This is a genomic window from Nocardia mikamii NBRC 108933 (genome assembly GCF_001613505.1).
In the GTDB taxonomy this organism is placed as follows: Bacteria; Actinomycetota; Actinomycetes; order Mycobacteriales; family Mycobacteriaceae; genus Nocardia; species Nocardia mikamii.
The window spans coordinates 59,695-76,582 of record NZ_BDCM01000015.1 but is presented as its reverse complement, the minus strand read 5'-3'; the positions used below and the strand labels follow the sequence as shown (position 1 = coordinate 76,582).

The window sequence follows — 16,888 nt, the reverse complement described above, 5'->3', positions numbered from 1 at the left end:
CTCTCGCCGGAGACGCGGGTGCCAGTGGCAGCGCTATCGTCCACCGCCGCGGACCGCGGCGACGAATTCGTATCCCTTCCGCCAGTCACCGTCACGCGGTGCGGTGAGCAGGTGATCGACGCCCGCCTCGGCGTAGGCGTCGAACAATTCCCGGGCTTCGCCGAGGTCGGCGGGCAACGGCGTGACGACGGAGACGGTGGGTGCGCTGCGCCCGAACGTCGCGGCGAACTCGGTCAATTCCTTTGTGGCGGTGGCGATATCCTGCGGCGCGAGCCCGATCGCGAGCCATCCGTCGGCGAATTCGGCCGCACGGCGCCGGGCGCGCGTTCCGTCGCCGGCCACCAGAATCGGCGGAACCGTCGCGCCGGGGGAGAGCGTGACCTCGGTGCCGTCCGGCAGCACGGCGGGCCGGCCGGCGATCAGATCGGGCAGCACGCGCAGATTCTCGTCGGTGCGCCGGCCCCGGTCGGCGAACGGCAACCCGGCCGCTCGCCAGCCGATATCGCCGTGGGCGGGATTGCCCGTGCCGACGCCCAGCAGCAGCCGATCCCCGGAGACGTACTGCAGTGCGCTCACCTGTTTGGCCGCCCACGCGGCCGGGCGCAGGGCGAGCAGCAGCACGCCGTAGCCGATGTGAATCCGTTCGGTCACCGCGGCCGCGGTCGCCAGCGTCACCGAACTCTCCAGAATCGGCGCGCTGGCGACGAGGTGGTCGGTCGACCACACCGAATCGAGGCCGACCTCCTCGGCGAACCGCGCCGCGGCGCCGATATCGCCGAGGATCGGCCGCTGGGGATCGGGGGTGGAGGTGGGGAGGAAGGTTCCGAGTCGCATGATGACAGATTATGGGCGGATCGTGAGCCGCTGAATGGCCGATAAGCGCAGGGGCATGTCCGAAACGCTCATTGCGGCGATCTGTCCGGCCGCGCCACAGCGAGACTCCGTCGCCCACCGCGGGTGACCTCGGCGTCTCCGGGCCACAACCAGCCGGCGGCACGAGACCGCGGTCGCCGGGCGACGGCTCGCGCACGCGACCGGCGGTGAGCCTGGTAGCCGCCCAGGATGTGATTTCACCGGCAGCGTCCGTGGGGGCGACCGCGGGCCGGTCCCCGCTCACTAAGCTCGGGGCCATGGCCGAACCCGCACCGTCCACCGTGTACATCGCGTCACTGGAAGGTGACACCGGCAAATCCACCGTGGCGCTGGGCATGCTGCAGATGCTCTCGGCGACGACGCCGCGGGTGGGAGTCTTCCGGCCGATCACCCGGTCCAACCGCGGCCGTGACTACATTCTCGAGCTGCTGCTCGAACACTGCACCGCCGATATCGACTACGAGCAGGCGGTCGGGGTCACCTACGAGCAGGTACACGCCGATCCCGACGCCGCGATCAGCGAGATCGTGATGCGGTTCCACGAGGTCGCCAAGGTCTGCGACGCCGTGGTGGTGGTCGGCAGCGACTACACCGATGTCGCTGGGCCGAGCGAACTGCGCTACAACGCCCGGATCGCGGTCAACCTCGGCGCGCCGGTGCTGCTGGTGCTGCGCGGGGCCGGGCGCAGCCCCGAGGACGTCGTGCAGGTCGCCCGGGTCTGCGAAGCGGAACTCGAACACGAGCATGCCCAGCTGATGGCGATCATCGTCAACCGCTGCGATCCCGAGCGGCTCGAAGACGTGCGGGACGCGATGGGTGTGCTGCCCTGCCCGTCGTGGACGATGCCGGAGGTGCCGCTGCTCACCGCGCCGACCATGAACGAACTGTGCGAGGCCATCGACGGCACCGTCTATTCGGGCGATCCGGAACTGCTGCAGCGTGAGGCGCTGAAGGTGATGGTCGGCGGGATGACCGCCGAGCACATTCTCGAGCGGCTCAGCGACGGCGTCGCGGTGATCGTGCCGGGTGACCGTTCCGACGTCCTGCTGTCGCTGGTGAACGCCCACGAGGCGGAGGGCTTTCCGTCGTTGTCGGGCATCATCATGAACGGTGGGATGTTGCCGGATCCGGCGATCGCGCGCCTGATGGCGGGCCTCAAGCCGAAACTGCCCATTCTCACCACGCAGCTGGGCACATTCGACACCGCCAGCGCCGCCGCGCACACCCGCGGACGGGTCTCGCTCAGCAGTATGCGCAAGATCGATACCGCGCTGGCGCTGATGGAACAGCGGGTGGACAGCCGGAAGCTGTTGGATCTCATCGAAGTTCCGGTGCCCTCGGTGGTCACGCCGCAGATGTTCGAATATCAGCTGGTGGAACGGGCTCGCGCGGATCCGCGCCGGATCGTGTTGCCCGAGGGCGACGACGATCGCATCCTGCGGGCTGCCGGGCGCGTGCTGCAACGCAAGATCGCGGAGCTGACCATCCTCGGTGACGAGGCCACCGTGCGCGCCCGCGCGGCCGAACTCGGTGTCGACATCGACGCCGCCCAGGTGCTCGATCCGCGCACCAGCGAGCTGCGCGCGGAGTTCGCCGAGGAATTCGCGCGGCTGCGCGCGCACAAGGGGATGACGGTCGAGCGGGCCCGCGAATTCATGGCCGACATCTCGTATTTCGGCACCATGATGGTGTATCGGGGCATCGCCGACGGCATGGTCTCCGGTGCCGCGCACACCACCGCGCATACGATCCGGCCCTCGTTCGAGATCATCAAGACCGAACCCGGCGTCTCGACGGTGTCGAGTGTCTTCCTGATGTGCCTGGCCGACCGCGTGCTGGCCTACGGCGACTGCGCGGTGGTGCCGGATCCGACCTCCGAACAGCTCTCCGATATCGCGATCTCCTCCGCCCGCACCGCGCAGCAGTTCGGGATCGAACCGCGGGTGGCGATGCTGTCGTATTCGACGGGCGAATCCGGATCCGGCGCCGACGTCGACAAGGTCAGGGCCGCAACCGAACTGGTGCATCAGCGGGCGCCGCACCTGCCGGTGGAGGGGCCGATCCAGTACGACGCCGCGATCGAACCGACGGTCGCGAGCACCAAACTGCCGCATTCCGATGTCGCCGGGCGCGCGACGGTGTTCATCTTCCCGGACCTCAACACCGGGAACAACACCTACAAGGCCGTGCAGCGCAGTGCGGGGGCGGTGGCGATCGGGCCGGTGCTGCAGGGATTGCGCAAACCGGTCAACGACCTGTCGCGCGGAGCACTGGTCGCCGACATCGTGAACACCGTGGCGATCACGGCGATCCAGGCGCAGCAGCAGGAGGCACGGTGAGTGACAATCGCGCAGCGGCTCGCTGTGCCGACCGGGTGCGGGTGTCCCGCAGGACACAGGAGGGCTGATGCAGGTATTGGTGATCAATTCGGGGTCGTCGTCGATCAAATATCAACTGCTGGATCCGGTTTCGGCGAATGTGTCGGCATCGGGGTTGGTGTCGCGCATCGGGGAACCGGTGCCCGAGGACGAGGTGACCGTCGAACATCACAGTGACGGAAAGAAATTCGAGCACACCGGCCCGATCGCCGATCACGCCGCCGGGCTACGGGTGGTGTTCGACCTGTTCGCCCGCAGTGGTCACGATCTGAGCGGAGAGGGCCTCTCCGCGGTCGGCCATCGGGTCGTGCACGGCGGCGAGATCTTCTACGAACCGACCCTGATCACCGATGCCGTGGTGGAATCCATCGACAAGCTCTCCACCCTGGCGCCGCTGCACAATCCGGCCAACGTCACCGGCATCCGCTCCGCGCGCGACCTGCTGCCCGATATCCCGCAGGTCGCGGTGTTCGACACCGCCTTCTTCCACGGACTGCCCGACGCCGCGAAGACCTACGCCATCGACGTGACGGTCGCCGCCGCGCACGGCGTGCGGCGCTACGGGTTCCACGGCACCTCGCACGAGTACGTGTCCGGTCGGGTGTCGGAACTGCTCGGCGGCGACCCGGCCACGCACAACCAGATCGTCCTGCATCTGGGTAACGGCGCCTCGGCGTCGGCGATTCGCGGCGGCCGGGCCGTCGACACCAGCATGGGACTGACGCCGCTGGAGGGGTTGGTCATGGGCACCCGATCCGGCGATATCGACCCGGGCATTCCGCTGCATCTGGCGCGGACCGCGGGGCTGGACATCGACGGCATCGATGAACTGCTCAACCGACGCTCCGGTATCAAGGGGCTCTCCGGGGTCAACGACTTCCGGCAGCTGTTCGACCTGATCGATTCCGGGGATGCCGCGGCGCGGCTGGCCTATGACGTCTATGTGCATAGGTTGCGCCATTACATCGGCGCCTATCTGGTGGATCTGGGCCGGGTCGACGCGATCACCTTCACTGCCGGGGTGGGGGAGAACAACGCGCAGGTGCGCGCCGACGCGCTGGCCGGTCTGGAACGCTTCGGCATCGCGGTGGATCCGGTGCGCAATGGCGCGAAAGATCGTGCGGCGCGCCACATTTCGCCGCCGGGCGCGGAGGTGGCCGTGCTGGTGGTGCCGACCGACGAGGAATTGGCCATCGCCCGGGCGGCCGCAGCTCTCGTAGGCTGAACCGGGTTCAGAACCAGCTCTTGGCGCGGATCGCGTTCGCCAGATCCACCAGGGCGTACCGGTGCGTCCTGCCGGGGGCGGTGCGGGCCAGCGCGCGCAGCCCGGATTCGATACCCCGGCGCAGTCCGCGTTCGGTGAACGGCTGCCCGAGCAGGGTGCTGCCGGACGCCTGCGGGCGGTGGCCGGCCTGCAGCCACGCCAGGGCGGTGCCGAGAACCAGGACCCGCAGCTGCGCGACCCGGCGTTCCGTGGCGGGCAGGGCCTGCAGCCGTGCCGCGGCGACGTGCAGGGTGGACTCCTCCAGCCGATCGGTGTCGACGTGCGCGTGTTGCTGGGTCTCGCCGTCCTCGGGACGCGAATCACCGGGTTCGGCGGGTTGTGCGGTGAGCAGTAACAGGACCGCGGTCAGCCGCGCCTCGGTGTAGTGGCGGGAGGCGGAGGGGACGTCGTCCAGGGCCGCGACCGCGGCGGCGACCCGGCCGTCGGCGGCCAGTTGCCGGGCGAGCCCGAAGGCTGCGCTGACCACGCCGCGGTCGGTCCGCCACACCGTGGCGTAGAACTTCTCGGCGCAGTGCCGCCACTGCGCGGGATCGGGCGAATCCCACTGTTGCAGAACCAGTTCCGCGGTCGCGGCGATGGCGAGTTTGGGCGCGATCTCACCGGGCAGCGCGCACAGCACCGCCTCGAAACTGTCGTAGGCGCGTTCGTAGTCCTGCTCGTGCAGCGCGATCAGGCCCTGGAACCAGTCGGTGCGCCAATCGTGTTCGCCCAGGTTGTCCAGCAGCTCGCGGGCCGCGGCCGGCTGGTCGAGATCGAGATGGACGCGAACCTCGGCCAGGATCGCCTCGCCGGCGAAACTGTCCGGCGCACCACCCGGCGCGGTCTCGGCTCGCCGCCGCGCGGCCCGCACCGCGTCGAGGGCGTGTTCCGGTTCGGAGTGCGCGGTCCCGGCCAGCAGTGCCGCCGACGGATCGGCCGGATCGATCAGCGGTACCGGCAGAGCGGCGGCGATATCGCGGGCGATGAGGTTCTTGCCGCGGACCACCCCGTCGGCGTAGACATCGGTCTGGCCGATCAGCTCGTCGGTGCCGAAACTGGTGCGCGGCGGACTGAACAACGTCGACAGTTGCGGATGTTCGGTACCGGTCTCGGCGGCCAGAATTTCGCGCAGCACACCCGCCAGCTGGGTGGTCATCACCCGGGCCGAGGGGAACCGGCGATCCGGATCGGGATCGGTCGCGGTCAGCAGCAGCCGATGCAGGGATTCGTAGCGAGCCAGGACCGGTTCGGCATCCGGATGCGGAATGCCGTCGGTGTAGCGGCCGGCGACCATCGGGATGTTCACGGTCAGCACCGCCAGGGTGCGGCCGACGGTGTAGATGTCGGTAGCGGCGGTCGGACCGGTGGCGGCGATCTCCGGCGCTTGGAAACCCTTGGTGCCGTAGAGATTTCCGTAGGAGTCGAACGGAGCCGTCGCGCCCAGATCGATCAGTTTCACCTGGTCCTCGGTGACCATGATGTTGTCGGGTTTGAGGTCGTTGTAGGCCAGCTCCAGCGCGTGCAGGTATTCCAGCGCGGGCAGGATCTCCAGGATGTAGGCGATCGCTTCCGGCACCGGCATCCGCTCCGGCCGCGGATGGGTGTCGAGCAGATCGCGCAGCGAGCGACCGCCCACGTACTCCATGACGATGTAGCCGATCGGCGAACCGCCGGGGCCCGGATGTTCGACGAAGTTGTGGATCTTGACGATGCTCGGATGGGCGAGTTCGGCCAGATATTGGCGTTCGGCCACGGCGACGGCCTGGGCCTCGGCATCCCCGCCGTGCAGCAGGCCCTTCAGCACGACCCAGCGGTCGCTGACATTGCGGTCGATCGCGAGGTAGATCCAGCCGAGCCCGCCGTGCGCGATACAGCCCTGAATCTCGTACTGCCCGGCGACGCGATCACCGGCCCGCAGGTACGGGCGGAAATCGTACGGCGCGCCGCAGTTGTCGCAGATGCCGACGGCGGTGGCGGCGTGCGCAGCCGTGGTGCGCCCGACCGGCCGGCCGCAGCGCCAGCAGTAGCGTCGTCCCTCCGCCACCACCGGATCGGCGAGCACCGCCACCATCGGATCGAGTTGCGGCACAGTGGGAATGGGAACGAGGCCGGCACCGAGGCGACGCACGGTGGGGCGCGAGCGGACCGTACGGCCGCTTCGCCCGGTGGGGCGACTCGGCTCGCTCGAATACGACGCGGTGTCCGGGCCGCCTGCGCCGGTCAGGTCGGCGGCGGTGTCCGGTCCGGTGAACGACGCTGCGGCCGTGGACAACTCGGCGCGTTGCGTCCCCGGAATGTGTTGCGACCCGTGGGTGCGTCGAGTGCCGGGGGCGCGCTGTGGCCCGGGAATGTGCTGCGTACTCGGGCTGTGTTGTGTCGTCGGGTTGTGCTGTGTCGTCGAGCTGTGCTGTGTGGTCGGGTTGTGCTGTGTCGTCGGGTTGTGCGGTGAAGTCGGGCTGTGCGGTGGCTCCGTGAGATGCCGAGTCCCCGGCGTTCGCCGTGGCCCCGGCGTCCGCTGGGTAGCCGGCGGTTCCGGCGCGGGGCGGGACTGTGGTGTCGTCGGATCCTCACCGGATTCCGGTGCGGGCGTCAGAGATGTCGGCGGGTACTCGGATTCGGGGAAGTCGTGGTGCTCGGACATGGATCAGTCCCGATAGGTCGGTTCCGGCGGTCCGGCCGCGGGACCCAGCGCGGGCGCCAGCCAATGCTGATAGAGCCGATCCCAGGTGCCGTCGGTACGCAACCGCTGCAGGGTGGCGTTCACGAATCGGACCATATCGTCGTTACCCTTCGGAACGCCGACGCCGTACGGCTCGTCACTGAGGGCGGGGCCCACCACATCGGCGTAGGGGTCCTGCGCCGCCAGCCCGGCGAGCAGCGCGTCGTCGGTGCTGATCGCGTCGACCTGGCGCTGCTGCAATACCACCAGGCAGTCCGCCCAGGTCGGCACGGTCATGATCGCGGCCGTCGGCTGGATGTGCCGAATCCGGTCGAGCGAGGTGGTGCCGCCCACCGCGCAGACGCGCTTACCGGCCAGATCCGCCATCGAGGTGATGCCGGACCCCTTCACCGCGAGGACGCGCTGATGCGACATCAGGTAGGTGGTGGAGAAATCGACGCGCTGGCGCCGGTCGCAGGTGATGGTCATGGTCTTCACCACGACGTCGACGCTGTGATCCTGCAGTGCCCGTTCACGATCCGCCGAACCGAGGATCCGGTATTCGATGCGGCGCGGATCGCCGAACAGATCGCGCGCGATCTCGGCGGCGACGTCGACGTCGAAGCCGGCGAGGGTGCCGCTGATCGGATCGCGGAAACTGAACAGATTGCTGCCGGGGTCCAGGCCGACCAGCAATCGCCCGCGCGCGCGGACGGCGTCGAGTGCGGGCCCGTGATCGGCGCCGGGGCGCAGGCTGGCGGTGGGATTACCGCATTGTGGTTCGAGATCCGGGGAGGATGCGGACTGTGGTTGTGTCACAACGGCATTGGCGGGCAGTGGCGGTTCGGTGTAGGTGCCGCTGCCGCCGGTGCGCGGGGCGCTCGGCGCACCGCCGCAACCGCCGGCCAGCAGGGCCGATGCCGCCAATGCCGCTACCGCGACCCGCCTCGCTCTCATCGGTACTCCCTCAAACGCGGCCACAGCCCGGCCACCACGAACACCGCCGCCAGCGCGGCCAGGGTGAGCGCGCCCGGGGCCAGGAAATCCAGCGACCGCGCGGCATCGGATATCTCCCCGCGCAACGTATTTCGTGTTTCACCCATACCGGCGGCGAGCGCGCTGTCGAGGGTGTCGACCGCCGCGCTGGCCTGCGCCGGGTCCGCGCCGATCGCCACCGCGGTGGCGGCCGGGAAATCGCCGCGGCCCAGCGCCTCGTTCATCCGCTGATGGGCCGAGCGCCAACGACCCAGTGCCGCATGCGCATTGCGCACATCGGCGGCGCCCGGTGCGCCGCCGGGATAGTGGGTGAGCAGATCATCGAGCCGCGCGGTGGCGGTGTCGTAGCTGTGGTCGTAGTCGCCGCTGGCATCGCGGCGCACCAGCTTCAACGTCTCCGCCGCCCGCGCCTGCTGGGCCAGGATGCGGCTCTCGGTCAGCTGGGCGCCCGGTACCGCGCCGTCGTCGCGTCCCGAGGTGGTCGCCACCGCCGAGAACGATCCGGCGATCACCGTCCAGGCCAACAGGATCAGCAGAATGCCGGAGGCCACCAGCAGACCCGGATTGAGCACTCGATGCCAGCGCCGGGCCAGATAGAACTGTGCCACCACCAGTGCGGCGAGTGTCAGGATCGGCAGTACGATCGCCGCCCACGGCGGCCGCACGTGCTGGCGCTGGGTCGCCGCGATGGCCGCGGACCGGTGCTCCTGCAACTCCTGCGCGTTCGGGAGCATGGTGGTCTGCATGAGATTCGACGCCTCGCTCAGATAGGCGGCGCCGACGGGATGGCCTTCGCGATTGTTGGCGCGCGCGGTCTCGACGAGCCCGGTGTAGACCGGCAGCTCGGTGGCCACACCGGTGCGCAGCCGGGTGTCGGCATCGGGTGTGGCCGAGCCGGGCGTGCCGGCGTTGTCGGACTGGGCCACGAGTTCCGCCGCCGCCTCACCGACCGCCTGGTCGTAGCGATCACGCACCGGTTTCGGCTCCAGCCCTCCGGAGATGAAGGCGGTACCGGCGGCGGCATCGGCCACCGACAGCGAGGTGTAGAGATGCTGTGCGGAATTGGCGTCCGGTTCGGCCTCGTCCAGCAGATAGTCCAGAGCGTGCTGACGGTGGCCCACCTCTCCGGAGGTGACGGCGCCGGCGATCAGGCACAGCCCGAGCAGTAACAGGCCCAGCGCGATCAGCCGCGCGGGGGACGAGCGCGCGAACGCGCGGACATCGGTCGCGTCGAGCCGGCTGCGCACGGCGGCAGCCGCGGCCCGCGGGGACAGCTCGTCGAGCTGCGAATGCCCGATTCGAGCCATGCCCACCTCCGTTCGTTCAGCGGGTTGCATTGTGCGGACTGAGCTTATTGTGGTCGTACCGGTACCGCCCGATATGTGTCGGTCACGACGGCGGTACCGGAGGCCGGCGGTCAGGACGCCGGCGCGGATCGGGACGAGGCGGAGCATGCGCGGTGACGGAGACGGCTTCTTGGAAAGCCCCGATGGGACGCGGCAGTGGGGCCTGTTCGGGGCCGCCGGACTGCTGCTGCGGGCACCCCGGCAGGGCGGCGGCGCATTGGTGCTGCTGCAACACCGGGCGCCGTGGAGCCATCAGGGCGGAACGTGGGCGTTGCCCGGTGGCGCACGCGACAGTCATGAGACCAGCGTGCACGCTGCGGTCCGTGAGGCGCAGGAAGAAGCCGGAATCGATCCGGAAGCGGTCCGCGTGCGCGGCAGCCGGGTGACGAGTACCGCGGACTCCGGCTGGACCTACACCACCGTGGTGGCCGATGTGTCGGAAACCTTGGCGACCACCGCGAATCGCGAAAGCGCGGAGCTGGCGTGGGTCCCCGAGGAGGAGGTCGACGCCCGGCCGCTGCATCCCGGATTCGCCGTCGCGTGGCCCGGGCTGCGCGCGGCCGCGGCCCGGCTCGAACTGGACGGCCTCGCCGAGGCGGCCGCCATCGCGGCGGTGCTGCCGCGCACGATCGACCTCGCCGATCGCGGCTTCCTGTGGCTCGACACGCACGATGCCGCCGCGCCGACCGCCCGGATCGCGCAGCGCGAGAACGGATCCGTTGGGTACGCGCGGTACGAGGAAACTCTCGTGCTGACCCTGGACCAGGTACTGGACTGAACGCCGTATGTGAATAGCCGTGTCCTCCCCATGTGTACGGCTGTGGATCAGTTCGCCGCGTTCTCCAGCAGCCGCTGTTTGAGTTCGCGGGCGGCGGCCTGAGGGTCGCGCGCCGCGGTGATGGCACGCACCACGACCACCCGGTCGGCGCCGGCCGCGAGCACCTCGGGCAGGCGGTCGCGGTCGATCCCGCCGATCGCGAACCACGGCCGGGTCGGATGCGACTCCGCTGTCGAGCGCACCAACTCGATACCCGCCGCCGTGCGGCCCGGTTTGGTCGGCGTATTCCACACCGGCCCGGTGCAGAAGTAGTCGATGTGCTCCTCGACGACCGCGAGTCCGGCCTGGTTGCGATTGTGGGTGGACCGGCCGATCACCACATCCGGCCCGACGATCCGGCGGGCGTACCACGGCGGCAGATCGCCCTGGCCCAGATGCAGCACATCGGCGCCGGCGGCCAGCGCGATATCGGCGCGATCGTTGACCGCGACGAGCGCGCCGTGGCGGCGGGCGGCGGCCTTCAGTTCGGCCAGCGCGCCGAGTTCGGCGCCGGCCTCGAGCGGCCCGAACTTCGCCTCGCCGGCCGAACCCTTGTCACGCAGTTGGATGATGTCGACACCACCGGAGAGCGCCGCCTCGGCGAATGCGGCCAGATCACCGGTATCGCGCCGGGCGTCGGTGCACAGGTAGAGCCGGGCCGAGGCCAGGCGTTCGCGCGGTGCCATCGGGCGTTGCGGTTGGGACGGTTGCACGGCTTCGACCGTAGCCGCGCTACCGTGGAGAGGCGAAACAAGAGGGCATTCCCGCAGCGATGGCGGCCGCGCGGGAACGCCGATTTCCCGGTGTCGGCCCGTGCACGGCGCGGTTCGTGCGAGGCCGGGACCCGAGCGAGGTGGAGTGATGCGAAGTCTGGCCGTCGTGGGTGGGGGTGTGATCGGTCTGGCGGTGGCCTGGCGGGCCGCCGAACAGGGCTGGTCGGTGACGATTCTCGATCCCGCTGTGGGGTCCGGCGCGTCCTGGGTCGCGGGCGGCATGCTCGCTCCTCTGTCGGAGGGCTGGCCCGGCGAGGACGACCTGCTCGAATTCGGCGCCGCATCATTGCGGCGCTGGCCGGAATTCGGTGCCCGGCTGCGGGAGGCCACCGGGGTCGACGTCTTCGTGGCCCGCCAGACCCTCACCCTCGCGCTGGACGCGGCCGATGCCGCCGACCTGCGCACGATCGCCGACTTCTGCGGAACCCACGGATATGCGATGCGCGTGCTCGACCGGGCCGGGGTCCGCGCGACCGAGGCCGGGCTCTCGCGGACCGTCCGGGCCGGTCTGCTGGCCGTCGACGAACCGGCGGTGGACAATCGCCTGCTGCTCGCGGCCCTGCGTCGCGGATGTGAACAGGCCGGTGTGCACATCGACTCCACCCCCGTGACGGCTGTGGACGAACTCGGCCACGACCGGGTCGTGCTGGCCGCCGGCTCGGCCAGCGCCCGGCTGTGGGAGCTGCCGGTGCGGCCGGTCAAGGGCGAGATCCTGCGGTTGCGCCGGCGCCCGGGCACCCCGCCGCCGCCCTCCTCGGTGATCCGCGCGCGGGTGCACGGCCGGCCGGTCTATCTGGTCCCGCGCGCCGACGGCCTGGTGGTCGGCGCCACGCAGTACGAGGCCGGATTCGACACCACCGTGACCGTCGCCGGAGTCCGCGACCTGATCGCCGACGCGGAAGCGGTGTGGCCGGCCCTCGGCGAATACGAACTGGCGGAGGCCGCCGCAGGCGGACGTCCCGCCACCCCCGACAATCTGCCGCTGATCGGATGGCTCTCGGATCGGGTGATCGCCGCCACCGGGCACGGTCGCAACGGCATCCTCGGCGTACCGATCACGGTCGACGCGGTGGCGGCGCTGCTGGCAGACGATGTCCTCGCCGAGGCGAAGGCCGCCGACCCGCACCGTTTCGCCACTGCCGAAACCGCTACTCCCGCATCATCATCAGGAGGTAACCAGTGACCGCGCAACCGAGTTCCGCGTCCCCATCGATTCCCGTCGGCGTCACGGTGAACGGCACCGAGCACGTCTTCGCGGAGCCGCTCACCGTCCGGGAACTGCTCGAGCGTCTGGAACTGCCGTGCCGCGGCGTGGCCCTGGCGGTGGACGGTGCGCTGTTTCCGAAGTCGCGGTGGGACGAGCCCGTCGGCCGGGGCTGGGAGATCGAGGTCCTGACGGCGGTGCAGGGTGGCTGACATGTCGGGCGCCGACCTTCCGGGCACGCAATCGCGGCCGGTCGAGCCGCTGCGGATCGCCGATCGCGAATTCGGCTCCCGGCTGATCATGGGCACCGGCGGCGCGGAGAATCTGGCGGTACTCGAGGAGGCGCTGGTCGCCTCCGGTACCGAATTGACCACTGTCGCCATGCGCCGCATCGACGCCGCGGGTGGAACGGGCGTGCTCGATCTGCTCAAACGCCTCGACATCGCCCCGCTGCCCAATACCGCCGGCTGCCGCACCGCCGCCGAGGCGGTCCTCACCGCGCAGCTGGCGCGCGAGGCGCTGGAAACCGAGTGGGTGAAACTCGAGGTCATCGCCGACGAACGCACACTGCTGCCGGATGCCATCGAATTGGTCTCGGCCGCAGAGCAATTGGTCGACGACGGCTTCGTGGTGCTGCCCTACACCACCGATGATCCGGTCCTCGCGCGCCGGTTGGAAGATGCCGGCTGTGCCGCGGTCATGCCGCTCGGTTCGCCGATCGGCACCGGGCTGGGCATCGGCAATCCGCACAATATCGAGATGATCGTCGAGGCCGCCGGGGTTCCGGTCGTACTGGACGCGGGAATCGGCACGGCGAGCGACGCCGCGCTGGCGATGGAACTGGGCTGTTCGGCCGTACTGCTGGCCACCGCCGTCACCCGTGCCCGGCATCCGGCCCGGATGGCGACGGCGATGGCGGCCGCGGTGCGGGCCGGCCACCTGGCCCGCCACGCCGGGCGTATCCCCAAGCGGTTCTGGGCGCAGGCTTCCTCACCCGCGGTGTGAACACGGGGATGTCCCCAGGTCGCGACTGGGTGAGCCCACCGGGACCCTAGGGGTCCCCCTCATCCTCGAGGATGACCGGACTCGCGACCTGTGAGCGATGGTCGCGTGCCGCTTTCTCGGGGAGACTGGTGCCCATGATCGAATGCAGAGGTCTTACCAAGCGCTTCGGTGCGACCGTTGCCGTCGAGAACCTGTCGTTCACGGTCACACCCGGCAAGGTGACCGGGTTCCTCGGCCCGAACGGCGCCGGTAAGTCGACCACCATGCGGATGATCCTCGGCCTGGATCAGCCCACGGCCGGGACGGCGGTCATCCAGGGCAAGCGCTACCGCGAGCTGGATCATCCGCTGCGCGCGGTCGGTGCCCTGCTGGATGCCAAGTGGGTCCATCCGAACCGGTCGGCTCGCTCGCATCTGCGCTGGATGGCGGCCTCCAACGACATTCCGGCCGGCCGGGTGGAAGAGGTGCTGCGGCTGGTGGGCCTCACCGAGGTCGCCGACAAGAAGGCCGGCGGATTCTCACTCGGCATGTCGCAGCGGCTCGGCCTGGCCGGGGCGCTGCTCGGCGATCCGCCGGTGCTGCTGTTCGACGAACCGGTCAACGGACTGGATCCCGAGGGCATTCTGTGGATCCGGCGGTTCATGCAGCGACTGGCCGCCGAGGGCCGCACCGTGCTGGTGTCGAGCCATCTGCTGTCGGAAATGGCGCAGACCGCCGACCATCTGATCGTGATCGGGCGCGGCAGGCTGATCGCCGACACCGACACCAAGGACTTCATCGCGAAATCGTCGGAATCGACCGTGCGGGTGCGCAGTCCGCAGCTGGACGAGTTGCGCAGTCTGCTCACCTCGAACGGGATGACCGTGCGCGAGGACGGCAGCGCGGCCGACCGCGAAGCCTCGGCCGACACCGCCCCCGCGCTGGTGGTGGTCGGGGAAACCAGCGACGCCATCGGCAAATTGGCGGGCGCGAACAGCATCACCCTGTATGAGCTTGCGCCGCAACAGGCTTCGCTCGAGGAGGCGTTCATGCGGATGACCGGAGGTGCGGTGCAGTACCACGGTGAGGGCGTCGAGCAGGCGATGGGAGGTGCGCTCTGATGGGTGTCGTCGCCGCGGAGCGGATCAAACTCACCTCGACCCGGTCGCCGTGGTGGTGTTCGGCGATCGTCGTGGCGCTGGGCCTGGGCCTGGCCGCCCTGATCGCGGGCGTCTCGCGGGCGAGTATGGGCCACGAGAACGAAACGACGCTGACCACGTCCGGCGCCATGGTCGGTGTCTCCGGCTTCGGCGTCATGGTTCTGATGATCATGGCCGCCCTCACCGTGACCAGTGAATACCGCTTCGGCATCATCCGGACCACTTTCCAGGCCACCCCGAACCGATCCCTGGTCCTCACCACCAAGGCCCTGCTGACCGGCGCCTACGCTGCGGTGCTGACCTTCGTGCTGGGCCTGCTGGCCTATCTCATCGCGAAACCGCTGGCCGGCGACGCGGGGCGGCAGATGAGCCTGAACTCCGACGCCGACTGGCGCGCGCTCTACGGACTGGCGATCTACGCCTTCCTGGCGGTGATCCTGTCGGTCGGCATCGGCGCCCTGGTGCGGCAGTCGGCCGCGGCGATCTCGCTGATCGTGTTGTGGCCCTTGCTGATCGAGACGCTGCTCGGTAGTTTCGGCAGCTTCGGCCGCAGCGTGCAGCCGTTCCTGCCCTTCGCCAACATCAACCGGTTCCTCGGGCAGGACGCCTCCTCCGCGGCGCACTGGCACTGGGGTCCGTGGGGCGGACTGGTCTACTTCATCGTCTTCGTGGCGGTCGTCTTCGGCGCCGCCCTGATCGTGGTCGACCGCCGCGACGCCTGATCCACAACCTGATACCTGCCCGTTCCCGGGCGCTCACCCTCGCGAAGCCCGGGAGCGGGAGGGCGGTCCTGTCGGGGGACTGCTATCCCGGTCACAGCCGCCACTGCCCGGCGGATGTGACGATCACCGGCCCGATGTGCAGCCGTTTCGCGCTGCGCATCGGGCCGGTGTGCTGTGTGCAAAGCCTTCGTTAACAGCCTCGCTGGACCTTCCGTGTGGAAGAGCCGGTGGGTAACATCGGCCGGGCAACCAACACGTTATCCATCGGCGGACCCAGCGCTGTGCCCGCTCCGTCCGATAGAGAGGTGGCAGGTGGCGATCATTGGCTACGCTCGGGATGTGAGCGAAAGACCTTCCGGCGACGGCGAAAACGCGTCCCGCGCAGCCCGTCCCGGAGATGCGCGAAACCGCACGGGCGGTTCGGGGTCGCGTCGCAACGGCACCGCCGGTAGGCAAGGCAAAAGGGGGACCGGTTCCGGTGCGGACAATCGTCGAAACGCCGAGGCCGACCGTCGAAACGCCGAGGCCGGCGACACGACACGAGCCGATGCGGCGCTGCCGGTCGACCGGCCCGAATCCGGCGTCGATCCCGGTGGCGATCCGGATGTCGAGATCGTGATTCCGCTCACGCCGGCCGACGAGGCCGAATCTCGCCTGCGGTCGTTCGGCCGGCGCAGATCCGATCAGCTGTCCTCGCTGATGGCCGCGGCCAATCAGCGGGCCGACGTGATCGGCGCGATTCGCAAGGCGCGCGAGAGCCTGCCCGGCGATCCCGCATTCGGCGACCCGCTGTCGCTGTCCGGCCCCGGCGGTGCGCGGGCGGTGGCCCGCGCGGCCGACAAGATCGTGGGCGACAATCCCAGCGCGGCCAAGGAGCTCGGTCTGGGTGCGCTGCAGGTCTGGCAGGCCATGCTGGAGCGCGTCGGCCGCGGGAAGGGCAGTGCGGAGATCACGGTGGTCTTCACCGACCTGGTGGCGTTCTCGCGGTGGTCGCTGTCGGCCGGTGACGAGGCGACGCTGGAGTTGTTGCGGCGGGTGGCGCGAGCCATCGAACCGCCGATCGTCGATCGGGGTGGTCAGGTCGTCAAGCGCATGGGCGACGGGGTGATGGCGGTCTTCGCCTCCCCGGACAGTGCGGTGCGTGCGGTGCTGACCGCGAAGAAGAACCTGGACCGGGTCGAGGTGGCGGGATATCGGCCGCGTATGCGGGCCGGTCTGCACACCGGGACGCCGCGCGAGATCGGCGGCGACTGGCTGGGTGTGGACGTCACCATCGCCGCCCGGGTGATGGAGGCCGGCGGCAACGGCAACACGATGATCTCGGAGACCACCCTCGAAGCGCTGGAGCCGAGCACGCTCAAGGAACTCGAGGTCGCGGCCAAGCCCTATCGGCGCAGTATGTTCGCCGCCCCGCTCAACGGCGTTCCGGAGGGGATGCGGATCTTCCGCCTCGCCGGAGACTAGGCGGTGGGCGTGATCGGCCGGTCTACCACCAGGTGACCGCGCCGACGACCGCGAGGACCGCGCAGACGCCCAGCATCACCGACAGCGCCCGCGAGTTCTTCCACATGGTGAAGGCGCCGCCGACCAGGAATCCGGCTACGGCCAGCAGGAGTACGAAGATGACGGAATTGGACACCCCGCCATCTTGCCCGGCGGCGCGCGGGCCCCGGACACCGGCCGGATCCACGGCTTCTACCTGCTGCTTCGGC

15 protein-coding genes are annotated in these 16,888 nt (G+C 69.8%); 9 read left to right on the top strand and 6 right to left on the bottom strand.

Features of this window, described 5'->3' with window-relative positions:
• Positions 1 to 33: 33 nt before the first annotated feature.
• A complete protein-coding gene (locus NMI01S_RS25135; RefSeq protein WP_063001182.1) occupies positions 34 to 834 on the bottom strand; it encodes an LLM class flavin-dependent oxidoreductase in 801 nt (266 codons plus the stop codon).
• 296 nt (positions 835 to 1,130) lie between these two features.
• Here NMI01S_RS25135 and pta point away from each other — a divergent pair, with 296 nt between their 5' ends.
• Entirely contained in the window at positions 1,131 to 3,212 is a 2,082-nt protein-coding gene (gene pta / locus NMI01S_RS25130; RefSeq protein ID WP_063001181.1) for a phosphate acetyltransferase, read from the top strand.
• A gap of 67 nt (positions 3,213 to 3,279) precedes the next feature.
• On the top strand, positions 3,280 to 4,476 hold the full coding sequence (locus tag NMI01S_RS25125; protein ID WP_063001180.1) for an acetate kinase: 1,197 nt from the start codon (positions 3,280 to 3,282) through the stop codon (positions 4,474 to 4,476).
• Between the two features lie 7 nt (positions 4,477 to 4,483).
• On the opposite strand, the gene NMI01S_RS25120 is transcribed toward NMI01S_RS25125, so the two are convergent.
• Genes NMI01S_RS25120 through NMI01S_RS25110 form a run of 3 tightly spaced genes read right to left on the bottom strand, consistent with a single transcriptional unit; the run spans position 4,484 to position 9,477 of the window.
• Positions 4,484 to 7,156, bottom strand: a complete 2,673-nt coding sequence (locus NMI01S_RS25120; protein ID WP_218021112.1) for a serine/threonine-protein kinase — start codon at positions 7,154 to 7,156, stop codon at positions 4,484 to 4,486.
• A gap of 3 nt (positions 7,157 to 7,159) precedes the next feature.
• Positions 7,160 to 8,131 carry a glutamate ABC transporter substrate-binding protein gene (locus tag NMI01S_RS25115; protein ID WP_063001179.1) on the bottom strand — a complete coding sequence of 324 codons (972 nt, stop codon included), beginning with the start codon at positions 8,129 to 8,131 and terminating at the stop codon, positions 7,160 to 7,162.
• Positions 8,128 to 9,477, bottom strand: coding sequence for a GlnX family signal transduction membrane protein (locus NMI01S_RS25110; protein WP_063001178.1), 1,350 nt, complete (start codon positions 9,475 to 9,477; stop codon positions 8,128 to 8,130). The genes NMI01S_RS25115 and NMI01S_RS25110 overlap by 4 nt, the downstream gene beginning before the upstream one ends.
• 145 nt (positions 9,478 to 9,622) lie before the next feature.
• Between NMI01S_RS25110 and NMI01S_RS25105 the strand changes: the two genes are divergently transcribed.
• Positions 9,623 to 10,294, top strand: a complete 672-nt coding sequence (locus tag NMI01S_RS25105) for an NUDIX hydrolase (protein ID WP_084513244.1) — start codon at positions 9,623 to 9,625, stop codon at positions 10,292 to 10,294.
• Between the two features lie 47 nt (positions 10,295 to 10,341).
• Here the strand turns inward: NMI01S_RS25105 and thiE are convergent, their stop codons facing one another.
• Positions 10,342 to 11,046 carry a thiamine phosphate synthase gene (gene thiE / locus NMI01S_RS25100; protein ID WP_063001177.1) on the bottom strand — a complete coding sequence of 235 codons (705 nt, stop codon included), beginning with the start codon at positions 11,044 to 11,046 and terminating at the stop codon, positions 10,342 to 10,344.
• Between the two features lie 148 nt (positions 11,047 to 11,194).
• Between thiE and thiO the strand changes: the two genes are divergently transcribed.
• From thiO to NMI01S_RS25070, 6 genes are all read left to right on the top strand, one after another.
• The gene (gene thiO, locus NMI01S_RS25095) at positions 11,195 to 12,289 is read left to right on the top strand and encodes a glycine oxidase ThiO (protein WP_063001176.1); all 1,095 of its coding nucleotides are present in this window, start codon (positions 11,195 to 11,197) and stop codon (positions 12,287 to 12,289) included.
• Positions 12,286 to 12,522, top strand: a complete 237-nt coding sequence (gene thiS / locus NMI01S_RS25090) for a sulfur carrier protein ThiS (RefSeq protein ID WP_063001175.1) — start codon at positions 12,286 to 12,288, stop codon at positions 12,520 to 12,522. Before thiO ends, thiS begins: the two co-directional genes overlap by 4 nt.
• Position 12,523: 1 nt before the next feature.
• Positions 12,524 to 13,315, top strand: coding sequence for a thiazole synthase (locus NMI01S_RS25085; protein WP_063001174.1), 792 nt, complete (start codon positions 12,524 to 12,526; stop codon positions 13,313 to 13,315).
• A gap of 134 nt (positions 13,316 to 13,449) precedes the next feature.
• Entirely contained in the window at positions 13,450 to 14,415 is a 966-nt protein-coding gene (locus tag NMI01S_RS25080; protein ID WP_063001173.1) for an ABC transporter ATP-binding protein, read from the top strand.
• The gene (locus NMI01S_RS25075; protein ID WP_063001172.1) at positions 14,415 to 15,176 is read left to right on the top strand and encodes an ABC transporter permease; all 762 of its coding nucleotides are present in this window, start codon (positions 14,415 to 14,417) and stop codon (positions 15,174 to 15,176) included. Before NMI01S_RS25080 ends, NMI01S_RS25075 begins: the two co-directional genes overlap by 1 nt.
• 699 nt (positions 15,177 to 15,875) lie before the next feature.
• The gene (locus NMI01S_RS25070) at positions 15,876 to 16,640 is read left to right on the top strand and encodes an adenylate/guanylate cyclase domain-containing protein (RefSeq protein WP_063001297.1); all 765 of its coding nucleotides are present in this window, start codon (positions 15,876 to 15,878) and stop codon (positions 16,638 to 16,640) included.
• 22 nt (positions 16,641 to 16,662) lie between these two features.
• Here NMI01S_RS25070 and NMI01S_RS35415 read toward each other — a convergent pair whose 3' ends face one another.
• Complete coding sequence (locus NMI01S_RS35415) at positions 16,663 to 16,815, bottom strand: CG2302 family histidine operon protein (protein WP_167669934.1); 153 nt, start codon at positions 16,813 to 16,815, stop codon at positions 16,663 to 16,665.
• Positions 16,816 to 16,888: the final 73 nt, after the last annotated feature.